Origin of the sequence: Pseudomonas batumici (assembly GCF_000820515.1) — a bacterium.
Taxonomy (GTDB): domain Bacteria; phylum Pseudomonadota; class Gammaproteobacteria; order Pseudomonadales; family Pseudomonadaceae; genus Aquipseudomonas; species Aquipseudomonas batumici.
Genome location: NZ_JXDG01000001.1, coordinates 14,965 through 29,796, shown reverse-complemented (window position 1 = coordinate 29,796; position 14,832 = coordinate 14,965). Strand labels below are relative to the sequence as shown.

General features: G+C 64.2%; 12 protein-coding genes. 6 read left to right on the top strand and 6 right to left on the bottom strand.

Features of this window, described 5'->3' with window-relative positions; genetic code table 11:
* Positions 1 to 6: 6 nt before the first annotated feature.
* The 6 genes from UCMB321_RS00125 (at position 7) to UCMB321_RS00100 (ending at position 8,737) form a co-directional block, all read left to right on the top strand.
* A complete protein-coding gene (locus UCMB321_RS00125; protein ID WP_167337405.1) occupies positions 7 to 867 on the top strand; it encodes an endonuclease/exonuclease/phosphatase family protein in 861 nt (286 codons plus the stop codon).
* A gap of 18 nt (positions 868 to 885) precedes the next feature.
* Positions 886 to 3,045 carry a GGDEF domain-containing protein gene (locus UCMB321_RS00120; protein WP_040062863.1) on the top strand — a complete coding sequence of 720 codons (2,160 nt, stop codon included), beginning with the start codon at positions 886 to 888 and terminating at the stop codon, positions 3,043 to 3,045.
* 92 nt (positions 3,046 to 3,137) lie between these two features.
* Positions 3,138 to 3,917: an N-acetylmuramoyl-L-alanine amidase gene (locus tag UCMB321_RS00115; RefSeq protein ID WP_040062861.1), complete on the top strand. Its 780-nt coding sequence runs from the start codon at positions 3,138 to 3,140 to the stop codon at positions 3,915 to 3,917.
* 76 nt (positions 3,918 to 3,993) lie between these two features.
* Entirely contained in the window at positions 3,994 to 5,607 is a 1,614-nt protein-coding gene (locus tag UCMB321_RS00110; protein WP_040062857.1) for an EAL domain-containing protein, read from the top strand.
* Positions 5,608 to 6,084: 477 nt separating this feature from the next.
* Entirely contained in the window at positions 6,085 to 7,416 is a 1,332-nt protein-coding gene (gene gltP / locus UCMB321_RS00105; RefSeq protein WP_040062855.1) for a glutamate/aspartate:proton symporter GltP, read from the top strand.
* 91 nt (positions 7,417 to 7,507) lie between these two features.
* Positions 7,508 to 8,737, top strand: coding sequence for a nucleoside recognition domain-containing protein (locus UCMB321_RS00100; protein WP_040062854.1), 1,230 nt, complete (start codon positions 7,508 to 7,510; stop codon positions 8,735 to 8,737).
* Here UCMB321_RS00100 and UCMB321_RS00095 read toward each other — a convergent pair whose 3' ends face one another.
* The 6 genes from UCMB321_RS00095 to UCMB321_RS00070 form a co-directional block, all read right to left on the bottom strand.
* The gene (locus UCMB321_RS00095) at positions 8,738 to 9,370 is read right to left on the bottom strand and encodes an ABC-type transport auxiliary lipoprotein family protein (protein WP_040062853.1); all 633 of its coding nucleotides are present in this window, start codon (positions 9,368 to 9,370) and stop codon (positions 8,738 to 8,740) included.
* Positions 9,367 to 10,305 carry an MlaD family protein gene (locus tag UCMB321_RS00090; protein WP_040062851.1) on the bottom strand — a complete coding sequence of 313 codons (939 nt, stop codon included), beginning with the start codon at positions 10,303 to 10,305 and terminating at the stop codon, positions 9,367 to 9,369. The genes UCMB321_RS00095 and UCMB321_RS00090 overlap by 4 nt, the downstream gene beginning before the upstream one ends.
* Position 10,306: 1 nt before the next feature.
* A complete protein-coding gene (locus UCMB321_RS00085) occupies positions 10,307 to 11,110 on the bottom strand; it encodes an ABC transporter ATP-binding protein (protein ID WP_040062850.1) in 804 nt (267 codons plus the stop codon).
* Positions 11,107 to 12,252, bottom strand: a complete 1,146-nt coding sequence (locus UCMB321_RS00080) for an ABC transporter permease (protein ID WP_040062849.1) — start codon at positions 12,250 to 12,252, stop codon at positions 11,107 to 11,109. The genes UCMB321_RS00085 and UCMB321_RS00080 overlap by 4 nt, the downstream gene beginning before the upstream one ends.
* A 66-nt stretch (positions 12,253 to 12,318) precedes the next feature.
* Entirely contained in the window at positions 12,319 to 13,341 is a 1,023-nt protein-coding gene (locus tag UCMB321_RS00075) for a DUF5924 family protein (RefSeq protein ID WP_040062846.1), read from the bottom strand.
* A 90-nt stretch (positions 13,342 to 13,431) separates the two neighbouring features.
* Positions 13,432 to 14,811, bottom strand: a complete 1,380-nt coding sequence (locus UCMB321_RS00070) for a M16 family metallopeptidase (RefSeq protein WP_040062844.1) — start codon at positions 14,809 to 14,811, stop codon at positions 13,432 to 13,434.
* Positions 14,812 to 14,832: the final 21 nt, after the last annotated feature.

Sequence of the window (14,832 nt, the reverse complement as noted above, 5' to 3'; positions counted from 1 at the left end):
GCTGCCATGATGCGGCGTTGGGGTGAGGAGCGTATCGTTGGCCTGCATGAGCCCAAGGTCAACGAGCATCACCTGGAGAGCAGCGGCCTGCCTGCGGACAATCGCCTGCGCCTGCTCAGCTTCAATATCCAGGTCGGTATCAGCACCCAGCGTTATCGGCATTACCTGACCCGTGGCTGGCAACACCTGTTGCCGCACACCGGGCGGGCGGACAACCTGCAGAAGATCGGCGGCCTGCTCGCCGACTTCGACCTGGTCGCCCTCCAGGAGGCCGATGGCGGCAGCCTGCGCTCGGGCTACGTCAATCAGGTCGAGCACCTGGCCCAGCTCGGGGCCTTTCCCTACTGGTACCAGCAACTCAATCGCAACCTCGGGCACCTGGCCCAGCACAGCAATGGTGTGCTGAGCCGTTTGCGGCCCTGGGCGATCGAGGATCATCCGTTGCCGGGGCCGGCCGGTCGCGGGGCCATCTTCCTGCGCTTTGGCGAGGGGCCGGAGGCGTTGGCGGTGGTGATGATGCACCTGGCCCTGGGGGCGCGTACCCGTACCCGGCAACTGGCCTATATCCGCGAACTGATCGGCGGTTTTCGGCACCAGGTGCTGATGGGCGACATGAACACCCATGCCAGCGACCTGTTGCTACACTCGCCGTTACGCGACCTCGGTTTGCTCGCACCGCAGGTGGAAGCCACCTTCCCCAGTTGGCGTCCGCAACGTTGCCTGGACCACATTCTGCTTAGCCCCAGCCTGACGCTGGAGCGGGTCGAGGTGCTGGCCCAACCTATTTCCGATCATTTGCCGGTAGCCGTCGAAATTCGCCTGCCAGGTTCCATCGGTTCTGATACGTTGCCGGCCTTGAGTAGCTAAATCTCGCGGACGCCGGGCATGAGCAGCGAAGAAGCCGAACGCTGGAAAGAGAAATACCTTAAAAGCATTGAACAACAGGAAAAGCTCGAGCGTCGTTGGGACGCCCGTCTCGACCTGCTTCGTCGTGGGCTGGTGCGCAGCACCCTGGCGGCGGAAGGCACCGACCGCGCGGTCGACCAGTGCATGAAGGAAATGCGCGATATCGTGCGCAGCGATGAGATGGACGGCGCCCTGGCGGCCCTGCTGCCCCGGCTGGAAAAGGCCGTGCTCGACTCCGAGCAGCGTCGCGAGACCCGCATCGAACAGACGAGCACCGCGTTGACCGCGCTGGTGACTCAGCTGCAATCCCTGCCGTTGCCCCGTGAGGTCAGGCGGCCGTTGAAGCACTTCGCCAAGCAGCTTGAGGGGCGCGTCGGTCAGGCTCGGGAAATCCCGTTGCTGCTCAGCGAGCTCAGTGGCCTGCAAAGCAAGGCGCTGATGCAGCTTGAGCCCTCGGTTGAGCCGGCTCGCCCCGGCCTGTTGCAGCGGCTGTTCGGTAGCAAGGAGACCGCGCAGGAAACCCCGCCGGGCAACCCGCCGGCGGCGCCCGCCGGGACCGTAGAGCTTACGGCTCAGGCGGGCGAGTCCGCGGCGCCTGAGCCCGAGGCGCCTGCTCATGCGCCTGAGCCTGCGCCGGTGGCGACATCTGTCGTTGCGCCTGCGGCTGCGCCCGCCCCCGCCCCCGTGGCCCCGGCTGACGCAACGGCATCACCCGAACCCGAATCGCCTCGACCGCCGCAACCCGCTATCGAACCCGAAGTCGTGCCCCCGGCCAAGCCTGTCGATGTGGTGGCCTATGCGCCGCCGGTGCTGCAGCCGCAGGCGCCGACGGCGGTGCCGTCTGCGGCCCCGGCGAGCGAGGAGCAACAATCACCGTTGCCAGTAGCGTCTGCCGAGCCCGGCGTATTGCCCGCGCCTGTCGCCGAGCTGCCAGACCCGCCTGAAGCGCTGGTCCCTGTGGCGCATCCCGCGCCCAAGGTGTTTATCGACAGCCTGCCGTTACCCCCTGTGATGGCTGAAGCGCTGGCGGCCGTCGATCCGGAATACCCGGAGCCGGACGTGCTGTTTGCCCTGCCCGAATCCCCGGAACCGTCCTACAGTTCGGTGGCCGAACACATCGAGTCGACCTTGTTGGGCCTGCTGGATGACCTCACGCTTCCCGAGCGGCACCAGGCCCATGCCGAGGCCATGCGCCACCGCCTCGAACATGGACTGAACTGGTACGAACTGCTGCCGATGCTCGATGATCTGGCGGTGTTGATGCTGGCGATCAACGACAGCGGCCAGCGTGACTTCGAGCTCTACCTCAAGCAACTCAACGAACGCCTGGAGTCGTTCCAGAGCAACCTGCAGGCGGCCAGTGCCGGTCATGCCGAGGGGCGCACGGCGGCCAACGAACTGCACAGCCAACTGCGCGAACACGTCGATGGCCTGCAAAGCAGCGTGCAGGATGCCGCGGACCTGGAAAGCCTCAAGCACGTCCTGGAAAACCGCCTCGAAGGATTGCTCGGCACCATGGACCAGCACCAGCAACAACGGGCCATCCGCGAGCAGGAAGTCGCCGCCCGCCTGCAAAGCCTGGCCGAGCGTGTCGCGCACATGGAGCAGGAAGCCCAGGGCTATCGTGATCACCTCGAGGAACAGCGCCAGAAAGCCCTGGTCGATCCGCTGACCGGGCTGCCCAATCGCGCGGCCTGGAGCGAGCGGCTGGAGCATGAGGTGGCGCAGTGGCAGCAGCACGGCAACACCCTGCTGATCGCCATGCTCGATCTCGACCACTTCAAGCGGATCAACGACAACTATGGGCACCTGGCCGGCGACAAGGTGCTGAAGATCATTGCCGTCGAGTTGCGCAAGCGCCTGCGTCCCGGTGACTTCATTGCCCGTTTCGGTGGCGAGGAGTTCGTCCTGTTGGTGCCCAATACCCCGATCGGCGCCGGGCTCAAGCTGGCCGAGACCTTGCGCGCGGCCATCGAGGCCTGTCCGTTCCACTTCAGGGGCGAGCGCGTGACAATCACCGTGTCGGTCGGTTTGTCGGCATTCAGGACCGGCGAGCGCGGCGATCATGCGCTCAAAAGAGCCGATGAGGCGCTTTACCGGGCCAAGAATGCCGGGCGCAATCGCGTGGAACAGGGCTGAGGCGGTTGCATCAGGTAACAGTGCCGTGGCCGCTGTTGTGCACGCCAGTACGTTATGCTGTCAGGATTCTGTCCTCGCTCGTTGCCGCTGCCATGAAACTGTTCCCTCTCCTGCTTTCGATCCTGCTGCTGGCGGGCTGCGCCAGCGGCCCGCGAATGGACACCCGCCACCCTTCGGTCAATTACGACAACCGCGTGCAGTTCGTGATCCTCCATTACACCTCGGCGAACATGGAAAACTCGCTGAGATTGCTGACCCATGGTCAGGTCAGCAGCCATTACCTGATCGGCGACGACAAGCAGGCCACCCTCTACAAGTTGGTGGACGAGAGCCAGCGCGCCTGGCATGCCGGGGAAAGCGAGTGGCTGGGGCGTACCTGGCTGAACTCCAGCTCCATCGGCATTGAAATCGTCAACCCGGGTTTCCGCGAGACGCCCACCGGGCGCGTCTGGTACCCCTACAGCGAAGCCCAGATCCAGGCGCTGATCGTCCTGCTCAAGGACATCGTCAAGCGCAATCGCATCGAGCCGCATAATGTGATCGGCCACAGCGATATCGCGCCCTTGCGCAAGCAGGACCCGGGACCGCTGATGCCCTGGAAGCGCCTGGCGGCGGAAGGGCTGGGGGTATGGCCTGACGAACAGGCGGTCGCCCGGCAGCAAGCCGCCTACGCCGAGCAACTGCCGAGCATCACCTGGTTCCAGCAGCAGCTCGCTCGCCTGGGCTATACCACGCCGCAGAATGGCGAACTGGATGTTGCCACGCGCCATGTGCTCGCGGCCTTCCAGATGCATTTCCGCCCTGCCCGCTTCGACGGACAGCCGGACGCGCAAAGTGCCGCGATCCTCCAGGTACTCAACCAGTCAAGATAACGTCACCGCCGGACGGTTACGGCCAACTCGTCAATCCGTTGCTATAACTCATTGGTAAGCCTTCGGATATTGCCTGATGCCGGCTCGTGAGACGTTGCGCTCCTGGTTCCATCGTCCCTGGTCGCTGGCATTGCTGGCGGCCCTGCTCAGTGCCGCTCTTTTGTTGAGCGGCAGCCTGGGGGTAGCGATGCACCAGGCCCGGCAAAACGAAAGCGAACAGATGAATGCCCAGGGAGAGCGTTTCCTGGAACGTTTGGAACAGCTCTTCGGGCAACTGCGTGAAGGGCTCGACCAATTGGAAGCCCAACCCTTGCGTGACTGCAGCCCGGCCATGACCGAGACCTTGCAGCAACTGAGCTTCAACTACCGCTTTATCTACCAGGCCTTCTATATCGACGCCGTCCAGTCCTGTTCCAACCGGCCCAGCCAGGATGCCCAGGTGACCTCCCGGGTGCCGGATATCCGTGGACCGACCTACAGCTATTGGCTCAATACCTCGACCGAGCCCAATGACAACCTGGCAGCCCTGATGCTGGGACGCGGTCAGTTCCGGGTCTCCACCTCCCGCGGGCATTTGAGCGATGTGGTGGAACTGCCGCCGGGGGGCAGCCTGCTGGTCGTGGTCGACCGTGGTCAGCGTGCGATTCCGGTGCTGGGGCCGGCGCAGAGCTGGCCTCCCCTCGGTTGGTCGGAAAAAAAGCACGACCCCTTGGTGATCACGCCGAGTGAACTGATTTATCGCATGCCCAGCCAGACACCGGAATACCAACTGGTGATGGTGGCCCCCCGCGAGTCGGTGCCACTGCCGCTGGATCCGCTGTGGTGGTGGTTGCTGGCGGTGAGCCTGCTGATTGCCTGTTGCATCGGCGGCCTGACCTTGCAACTGGCCCGACAGCGGCAGTCGCTCAACGGGGAGCTGCAAGGGGCGCTGCGGCGGGGTGAGTTCCAGGTGTTGTATCAACCGATCTTCGAGCTGGCCAGCCGTCATTGCGTGGGGGCCGAAGCCTTGATCCGTTGGCGCCGGCCAGACGGCACCTTGACCAGCCCCGACCTGTTCATTCCCCTGGCGGAAGACACCGGGCAGATCCGCCAGATCACCGATTTCGTCCTGCAACGGTTGCTGGACCAGCTTGGTCAACTGCTGCGGGCCAATCCGCAGTTGTACATCTCGGTGAACCTGGCGGCCTGCGATGTCATGGTGCCGCGTATCGGCGTGGTCATTGCCGACTTGTTACGGGCGCACCGGGTCAGTGCCCGGCAGATCGCCTTCGAAGTCACCGAGCGCGGGCTGATCGACGTGCTGGTGGCGCGGGACAATTTGCAGGCCCTGCGCGACGCCGGTCATCAAGTGTTGATCGACGACTTCGGTACCGGCTATTGCAGCCTGGCCTATCTGCAAACGCTGCCGGTGGACTGCCTGAAGATCGACAAGGCGTTTATCGATGCCCTGGGTCATGACGCGGCCAGCAGCGGCGTGGCACCGCATATCATCCGCATGGCCCATGCGCTGCACTTGCGGGTGATCGCCGAAGGCATCGAGTCCGAGCAGCAGGCCGTGCTGCTCAGCAGCGAAGGCGTCAATTACGGCCAGGGGTGGCTGTTCGCCCAGGCGCTGACGGCGGTGCAGTTCGTCGAATTGATCACCCGCGGTCGACGCCTGGCCACGCGGCGACTGGATGACGAAGCCTAGGAGTGTTTGCTGGTTCAATCCTATGTCGTTCTGACATTAAGTGGCATTTTCAGCGGATCCAATTTCCGGACGTGACCGTACGTCTAGAAATCACATTTTAATCTTCCTCTTGTTTCCGATTGAATTTGTAGGACTTTTCTATTTATTTGGCCTCGATTCCTGGCCAGGCCGCAGAAGAAAAAATGCTTTGAAATGGCCGGTTTACGGCACTTTTTTCGGCTGAAATGTCCTATTGAACAAGGGTGAAACGGTCGTATTGTTAAACAAAGGCCATGCCGATTCGGCATAGGGTAGGCGTTTACGGCATTAGACGTCCCCCCCCTGCATGGGAATAGTTGCGCCTTTTTTCGCCTACCAAAAAGCCATCAGGCTGGTGGGCGATGACCTCCCATGGGGGCAGTGGCCGCCACCTGGCCTGCGTCAACGCAGCGGTGAGGGGCTTCTACCCGACTCCACTTCAAGCAAGGGGAAATAACAATGAAGAAGGCAAAGCTCAGCCTCGCCTGGCAGATCCTCATCGGTCTGGTTCTAGGGATTGCAGTCGGCGCGCTGCTCAACCATTTCAGTGCCGAGAAGGCCTGGTGGATCAGCAACGTCCTGCAACCGGCAGGCGATATCTTTATCCGCCTGATCAAGATGATCGTGATCCCGATCGTCATTTCCTCGCTGGTGGTCGGCATTGCCGGGGTCGGCGACGCCAAGAAACTGGGGCGCATCGGCCTCAAGACCATCATCTACTTCGAGATCGTCACCACCATCGCCATCGTGGTCGGCCTGTTGCTGGCCAACGTGTTTCACCCGGGCTCGGGCATCGACATGAGCACCCTGGGCACCGTGGATATCTCCAAGTACAAGGCCACCGCCGCCGAAGTGCAGCATGAGCATGCGTTGATCGAGACCATCCTCAACCTGATTCCTTCCAACCTGTTTGCCGCCCTGGCCCGCGGTGAAATGCTGCCGATCATCTTCTTCTCGGTGCTCTTCGGCCTTGGCCTGTCGAGCCTGCAGGCCGAGTTGCGTGACCCGCTGGTGAAAGTGTTCCAGGGTGTGTCGGAAAGCATGTTCAAGGTCACCCACATGATCATGAACTACGCCCCGATCGGCGTTTTCGCACTGATCTCCGTGACCGTCGCCAGCTTCGGCTTCGCTTCCCTGCTGCCGCTGGCCAAGCTGGTGCTGCTGGTCTACGTCGCCATCCTGTTCTTCGCCTTTGCCATCCTTGGCCTGGTTGCCCGTCTGTTCGGCTTCTCGGTGATCAAGCTGATGCGCATCTTCAAGGAAGAGCTGGTGCTGGCCTACTCCACCGCCAGTTCCGAAACCGTGCTGCCGCGGGTGATCGAGAAGATGGAAGCCTACGGCGCGCCGAAAGCCATTTGCAGCTTTGTGGTACCGACCGGTTACTCCTTCAACCTCGACGGTTCGACGCTGTACCAGAGCATCGCGGCGATCTTCATTGCCCAGCTCTACGGCATCGACCTGTCCATCAGCCAGCAATTGCTGCTGGTGCTGACCCTGATGGTGACCTCCAAGGGGATTGCCGGGGTGCCGGGCGTGTCCTTCGTGGTCTTGCTGGCGACCCTCGGCAGCGTGGGTATCCCGCTGGAAGGCCTGGCCTTCATCGCCGGTGTCGACCGGGTGATGGACATGGCGCGCACCGCCCTGAACGTGGTCGGCAACGCCCTGGCGGTGCTGGTGATTTCCCGTTGGGAAGGCCTGTATGACGATGCCAAGGGCCAGCGCTACTGGAACTCCCTGCCGCACTGGCGCAGCAAAGAGGCGCTGCCGGCGGGTGAGTCCTCCAAGGGCTGACAGTTGCCAATAGACAAACCCCGGATCTTCCGGGGTTTGTTGTTTCTGGCCCGACCGCTATCATTCGCCGCATCCTCAAGGAGTTCTCCCGATGCTCAATGGCCTGTGGCTTGGCTTTTTCGTGGTGGCGACCGTCTCGGCGCTGGCGCAATGGCTGGTAGGTGGCAACCACGCGATCTTCGCCTCCATGGTGGAAAGCATCTTCGCCATGGCCAAGTTGTCGGTCGACGTCATGATCCTGCTGTTCGGCACCCTGACCCTCTGGCTCGGCTTTCTGCGGATTGCCGAAAAGGCCGGGATCGTCGACTGGCTGGCCAAGGCCCTGGGGCCGCTGTTCAGCCGCCTGATGCCGGAGGTGCCGCGGGATCACCCGGCCATCGGCCTGATCACCCTCAACCTGGCCGCCAACGCCCTGGGCCTGGACAACGCGGCCACGCCCATCGGCCTCAAGGCCATGCGTTCCCTGCAGGAGCTCAACCCCAGCCAGACCGTGGCGAGCAATGCGCAGATCCTGTTCCTGGTGCTCAACGCCTCGGCCGTGACCCTGCTGCCGGTGACCATCTTCATGTACCGCGCCCAGCAAGGCGCGGCGGACCCGACCCTGGTGTTCCTGCCGATCCTGCTGGCCACCTGCGCCTCGACCCTGGTCGGCCTGCTGTCGGTGTCGGTGATGCAGCGCCTGCGGCTGTGGGACCCGGTGGTGCTGGCCTACCTGGTGCCCGGCGCGTTGATCCTCGGTGGTTTCATGGCGGTGTTGGCCGGGCTGTCGGCCACGGCGCTGGCCAGCCTGTCGTCGATCCTCGGCAACCTGACGCTGTTCGGCCTGATCATGCTGTTCCTGGTCATCGGCGCGTTGCGCAAGGTGAAGGTCTACGAGGCGTTTGTCGAAGGGGCGAAAGAGGGCTTCGATGTCGCGAAGAACCTGTTGCCGTACCTGGTGGCGATGCTCTGTGCGATCGGTGTGTTGCGGGCGTCCGGGGCGCTGGATTTCGGCCTCGACGGCATCCGCCACCTGGTGCAGTGGCTCGGTTGGGACAGCCGTTTCGTCGATGCGCTGCCCACGGCGATGGTCAAGCCGTTTTCCGGCAGCGCTGCCCGGGCCGTGTTGATCGAAACCATGAAGACCCAGGGCGTGGACAGCTTCCCGGCGCTGGCGGCGGCGACGATCCAGGGCAGCACCGAAACCACGTTCTACGTGCTGGCGGTGTATTTCGGCGCGGTGAATATCCAGCGGGCGCGGCACGCGGTGGGCTGCGCCTTGCTGGCGGAACTGGCCGGGGTACTGGCGGCGATCGGGGTCTGCTACTGGTTCTTCGGCTGATCAGCGCTGGGGCGAATTCTCGCCCTGCTGCACCGCCCAGCCGATCAGCTGCGTCATCAACTGGTCGCCGGCCTGGCCGAAGCCCGCGACCACCCCGGGCACCTGCTTGTTACTCACTGGCTGGCGCACTTCAAAGCGCCGGCTGGCGAGAATCCGCTGGTCACTGCCACGTACCAGTCGCCCGTCGAAACGGATCACCACCTCGGCCGCCTGCCCCCGGTACTCGGTCTGGAACGCCTGCAACTCGCCACCCAGCTCGAAATCAGACTGCAGGTTGCTGTCGTCGGTGCTCAGCAGCCGGACCCGGCCATCGCGCTGGAAGGCGTCGAGGATCCGGTTGCGCAGCAGCACCGGCGCCGGATCGCTCCAGCGCGAGGCCTTGTAGTGGCTGATCAGGTCGCCCTGGGGCACCACGGCGATATTCGGGCTGTTCAAGGCATCGCTGGATATCGGCTTGGCAATGCGCAACGACCAGCGGACCGGCAGGCTGTTGGGGGCCGGGATACTGTTCTGCGCCGTGGGCAGCCGATAGACATCCGCCGGGTCCGCCTGGGGCAGGATCGAGCAGGCGCCGCTCAAGGCCAGGCCGACAACCAAGCTAAGCTGGCGCAATACACGAGGGGCACGCCTCATGGGGTGAATTCCTTGTTCGTGTCACGGCCCAGCAAGTAGCCGCTGGGGTTGGCTTCCAGGCGCTTGGAGATCGTGCGCATGGAATTGAGGGTGTCACGCAGTTCGCGGATCGCCGGGGCCAGTTCATTCAGGCCCTGCAAGCCGCTGTTGACCGACTCCTGGTTGTTGCTCAGCAGTGTGTTGATCGTCGCGCTGCTTTGCTCCAGTGATTGCATGGCCCGCTCGGCGCTACCGAGGGCCTGCTTGCCCTGGTTGTCGAGCAGGCCGTTGGCATTGCGCATCAGCGCAGTGCTCTGCTCCAGGGTCGCGCTCACCTGCTTGCTGACCTGGGTCAGCTGTTTCAGGGTCTGGCGGATATCGTCGCGCTGGCCGGCAATGGCCCCGGTGGCCTGCTGGAGGTTGTCCAGGGTCTGGCTGACCTGGTCGACGTTTTTCTGCGAGAGCATTTCGTTGGCGTTGTGCAGCAGCAGGTTGATCCCGCTCATCAGGTCGCTGCTGTCGTTGAGCAGGCGTGAGATGGGCGACGGGGTGGCGATGATCTGCGGCAGGTTGCCGTCCTTGCCCTTGAGCTCGGGACTCTGTGGCGTGCCTTCGCTGAGCTGGATCAGCGAGGTGCCGGTGATGCCGGTCAGGGCCAGCTTGGCCTGGGTGTCTTCCTTGACCGGCGTGTCGCCGGCCAGGCGGATGCGGGCCAGCACCCGACGCGGGTCTTTCGGGTCGAGGCTCAGTTGCAGCACATCGCCGACCTTGATCCCGCTGTATTGCACCGGGCTGCCCTTGGACAGGCCGCTGACGGCCTCGTTGAAGACCACCTCATAGTCCTTGAACGCCGTATCGACGCTGGACTTGGCCAGCCACAGGCCGAACAGCAGCGCCCCCAGTACCACCAGGACGCTGAACAGGCCGATCATCACATGATGGGCACGGGTTTCCATTTTATCCCTCCTTGTGCGGGGTTACCGCGTCTAATGCGGCGCGGCCACGCGGGCCATGGAAGTATTCGTGAATCCACGGATCCTCGGTTTCGGCGACCCGGTCGATGGCGTCGGCCACCAGCACGCGCTTGTGCGCCAGCACCGCCACCCGGTCGGTGATGGTGTAGAGCGTGTCCAGGTCGTGGGTGACCAGGAACACGCTCAGGCCCAGGGCGTCGCGCAGGGTCAGGATCAACTGGTCGAAGGCCGCCGCGCCGATGGGGTCGAGGCCGGCGGTGGGCTCGTCGAGAAACAGGATGTCCGGGTCCAGCGCCAGGGCGCGGGCCAGGGCCGCGCGCTTGATCATGCCGCCGGACAGCGAGGCCGGGTACTTGTTCGCCGCCGACAGCGGCAGGCCGGCCAGGGCCAGCTTGACCGCCGCCAGGTGCTCGGCATCGCGCCGACTGAGGCCGGCGTGTTCGATCAATGGCAGGGCGACGTTCTCGCTGACCGTGAGCGAGGAAAACAGCGCGCCCATCTGGAACAGCACGCCGAAGCGTCGTTCGACCTGGGAGCGCGCCTGTTCCGGGAGACTGCGCAGGTCCTGGCCGAACACCCGCACGCTGCCCTCGTTGGGTTTGCGCAGGCCGACGATGCTGCGCAGCAACACCGACTTGCCACTGCCGGAACCGCCGACCACGGCGAGGATTTCGCCCCGGTACAGGTCCAGGTCGAGGTTCTCGTGGATGCTCTGGCTGCCGAAACGATTGCCCAGACCGCGCACTTCGATCACCGCCTCGCTCGGCGCCCGTGGCGGCCGGCTCACCAGCCCATCTCCATGAAGAACAATGCGGCGACGGCATCCAGCATGATCACGATAAAGATCGACTGCACCACGCTGGAGGTGGTGTGGGCCCCGACCGACTCGGCGCTGCCGCTGACCTTGAAGCCTTCCAGGCAGCCGACGGCGGCGATCAGGAAGGCGAAGAGCGGCGCTTTGACCAGGCCCACGAAAAAATGCTGGATGCCGATATCGGCCTGCAACAAGGACAGGAACATTGCCGGCGAGATCCCCAGCGCCAAGGCGCAGACCACGCCGCCGCCGACAATGCCGCAGAGCATCGCCAGGAAAGTCAGCATCGGCAGGGCGATCAGCAGGGCCAGGACTCGTGGCAGCACCAGCAGCTCCATGGGGTCCAGGCCCAGGGTACGAATGGCGTCGATCTCCTCGTTGGCCTTCATCGAGCCGATCTGCGCGGTGAAAGCGCTGGCGGTACGACCGGCCATGAGGATGGCGGTGAGCAGCACACCGAACTCGCGCAGGAAGGAGAACGCCACCAGGTCCACGGTGAAGACACTGGCGCCGAAGCTTTTCAGCACAGTGGCCCCGAGAAACGCCACCACGGCGCCCACCAGGAAGGTCAACAGCGCGACGATGGGCGCGGCGTCCAGGCCGGTCTGTTCGATATGGGCGACGGTCGGGGTGATCCGCCAGCGCCGCGGGTGAAAGAGGCCGCGCACCAGGGTTTCCAGGATCAGGCCGATAAAGCCCAGCAGTTGCAGGGTGTCTTGCCAGACGAGATCGACGGCCCGGCCGATGCGCGTCAGCAATTGGATGCCTGCCGCCACTTCGGGCTCCCGGACCGGTTCGCAGAAATCCGCCAGCGAGCAATACACGGTTTGCAGCAGGGCCCGCTCGGCGGCACCGAGGCGACAGTTCGGGTGCTCGGCCGAGCGGCCGAGACGTTCGGCACCCAGCAGCTCCACCAGCAGCGAAGCGCCGGCAGTGTCGAGGGCACCGAGGTCATTGAGGTCGATGTCGGTGCTGGCGTCGTACTGCCCGAGCAGATGGGCGGCGCGCCGTTTCAGGTCGGCGTAATGGGCCAGCGTCCAGTCACCGCTGATCCGCAGGCGCGCAGGACTGCTCGAGGTATCCAGTTGGGCGGTGCCGGCTGTTGCGCTAATGATCGACGACTCCGTGCTTAACAGGCATAGGTACTGGAGTCTGTAATAGCACGATCCGACTCCTGATCTCTAGTGAGAGTGTGCTGTGTCCGTTACCTTGATGCGCAGCACGCCGAGCATCTGGCCGTCCTCGGTAAGCACCCGCACCTGCCAGTTGCCGGTGGGGGCGGCCGGGAAGTTCTGTTTGTGCGACCAGGCGCGATAGCCCTCCTTGCGTCCGCCATGGATATCCAGGGCGATTCGGTCGACCTCCTGGCCGTTGAACTGCCAGACATGGTAGATCCGCTCGTCCAGTCCGCGCGGCGCGTTGATCGCGGTGTAGGCGTAGAGCCCGTCCTTGCGCACCTGACTGGTGCTGACTTCGTCCAGGCCTTCGCCCGGGGTGCGGTCCTGCAACTCGGTGGTCACCGCGACCTGGGTCATCCACAGGGTCGCCGGCGGCACCCACGAGCGCAGGAACCAGCCCGCGCTGCCAATCGCCAGGGTCACGCCGACCAGCATCAAGCCGCCGCGCCAACTGCGCAGCGGCAGGCTCACCGCCAGGCTGGGGATCGACAGCAGCAGCGCGGTGCCCAGGGCCAGCTGGTAACTCTGGGCGGTGGTCAGGTGCAGGATGATCGGCAGCGCGGTGAGCAGCGCGGCGAACAGGGTCAGGGTGTGCAGTCCGAGCAGCAGCCAGCGTTTGGGCGAGAGCCAGTCGTAGTACAGCGGGTCGATGATCGAGACCAGCGCCGCCGCGCCGAGCAGGCCGGTGAACACCAGTTGGCCGCTGTTCCAGGTGGTGGTGATGAAGAAGAACGGCAGGACGAAGGACAGGCTTTCCTGGTGGATCATCTGCGTGGCATAGCGCAGCAGCGGCTCGGGGATGTCGCGCTTGAACACCCGGCTGAAAAACTGCGTGAAGACGTTCTCCAGCATCAGCCAGAGCCAGCTCACCAGCAGGATCACCGCGATCCAGCTGGCCATGCTCTGCTGGCGATCGACCAGGATGAAGCTGCCGATACCGGAGCAGAAACCGTAGGCGGCGATGACCCCGGGATAGCGCTTCATCAATGCAAGAAGGCGCTGGATAGGCAGGGTCCAGTTCGGCATTCGGTGGTTCACAGTCCGGGCGGTTGAAAGATCGCGACACAATACCGTTTCAGGCGCGATTAGTCGTGCCGCTGATGGCCTTTTCATGGCCTAGCGGCGTCGATACGCTCGCCAGCGCAGCAGCCCGATCAGCATCAAGCCCGCCAGGACGGCACCCAGGCCGACGAGTTGCTCATCGCTGAGCAACGGCTTTTCAATCCGCAGGTAGCCCGGCTGCTTGAACAACTGGCGCAGCGCCTGGTTGGCCTGCTCGAGCGTCACCGCCCGCAGGGCCTGGGCCGGGTCGGCAAAATGGCCGTCCTCATAGTCCCCCAGGGCGCCCCAGTAATAGTCGGCCAGGGCGCTGTTGCCCTGTACGGCCCAGGCCTGGCGGGCGATGGCGGCCTGTTGCAAGCGTTCGAAGGTCTCCGGGTCGAGGCCGTCCTTCAGCAGCTGCGCCTTGAGTTGCTCCAGCACCTGTCGGGCCTCGTCCAGGTTGTCGCGTTCGACATCGGCATTGACGCTGAAGAAGCCGACGCCGCCGAGCACTTCGCGTTCGCTCCAGGGGCCGTAGGACAGGCTGTGATCCAGGCGCAAGCGCCGGTACAGCGCCCAGTCCAGATAGTCCTTGAGCAGGTCCAGGGTTTCGTCGGGCTGGCCTTCCAGTACCGGCTCCGGGAACAGCCAATGCAGTTTCGCCCCATTGCCGACCCAGCCGCGCGGCAGATCGCGTTGCGCGGCGGCGGCCCGGCCATGGATTTCCGGCAGCGACGGGTGGTCGTTGGGTTCGATCGGCTCCAGCGCGCCGAAGGCCCGGTCCAGGTAAGCCGGGAGCAGGCGGTCCAGTTCGCCGACCATGATCAGGGTCATGTTGTTCGGGGCGTACCAGTTCTTGCGCACGGCCTCCAGCTGTTCGCGGGTCAGGTGCCGGACATCGGCGCGCTCGGCACATTTGAGGCCCAGCTCCACCGCCAGCTGGTTGCTGGCGGTATGACCGAGGTCCTGGTTGTCGAGCCAGCGCTGCAGATGCGAGTAATGGCCGCCCTCCTCGCGCTCCACCACCTGTTTGGCAGCCGCGATGGCGCTATCGCTGAGCTCGGTACGCGTCAGTATCTCCAGCAGCAGGTCGAGAATCTTGCGCTGGTTTTGCGCCGGGGCCTCGATCACGAAGGTGGTGTCGGCGTTGCTGGTGTAGGCGTTCCATTCACCGCCCAGGGCCTGCATGCGTTCTTCCAGCCCGCCTTCGCCGCTGGCGTCGACGCCACTGAACAGCAAGTGTTCGAGCAGGTGCGGCAGCTCCTTGTCGGCGCAGGAGAAATCGTCGAAACCGACGCCCACCACCAGGCGGATCGCCACATGACCGCGTTCACTGCCGGGTTTGAGCAGCAGTTGCAGGCCATTGGGCAATTGATAGCCCTCGATCTGGAAGCGATCGAGGGCGCCGGCATGAAGGGTATTGAGCAGCAGGCAAACGAACAGCAGGCAACGCATGAGCATTTTCCGAAGACAGGT

Coding starts and splice junctions, on each gene's coding strand:
- UCMB321_RS00100 (WP_040062854.1), top strand. CDS start 7,508: ATGCTCAATGGCCTGTGGCTTGGCTTTTTCGTGGTGGCGACCGTCTCG.
- UCMB321_RS00110 (WP_040062857.1), top strand. CDS start 3,994: ATGCCGGCTCGTGAGACGTTGCGCTCCTGGTTCCATCGTCCCTGGTCG.
- UCMB321_RS00115 (WP_040062861.1), top strand. CDS start 3,138: ATGAAACTGTTCCCTCTCCTGCTTTCGATCCTGCTGCTGGCGGGCTGC.
- UCMB321_RS00095 (WP_040062853.1), bottom strand. CDS start 9,370: ATGAGGCGTGCCCCTCGTGTATTGCGCCAGCTTAGCTTGGTTGTCGGC.
- UCMB321_RS00075 (WP_040062846.1), bottom strand. CDS start 13,341: ATGCCGAACTGGACCCTGCCTATCCAGCGCCTTCTTGCATTGATGAAG.
- gltP (WP_040062855.1), top strand. CDS start 6,085: ATGAAGAAGGCAAAGCTCAGCCTCGCCTGGCAGATCCTCATCGGTCTG.
- UCMB321_RS00125 (WP_167337405.1), top strand. CDS start 7: ATGATGCGGCGTTGGGGTGAGGAGCGTATCGTTGGCCTGCATGAGCCC.
- UCMB321_RS00070 (WP_040062844.1), bottom strand. CDS start 14,811: ATGCGTTGCCTGCTGTTCGTTTGCCTGCTGCTCAATACCCTTCATGCC.
- UCMB321_RS00120 (WP_040062863.1), top strand. CDS start 886: ATGAGCAGCGAAGAAGCCGAACGCTGGAAAGAGAAATACCTTAAAAGC.
- UCMB321_RS00090 (WP_040062851.1), bottom strand. CDS start 10,305: ATGGAAACCCGTGCCCATCATGTGATGATCGGCCTGTTCAGCGTCCTG.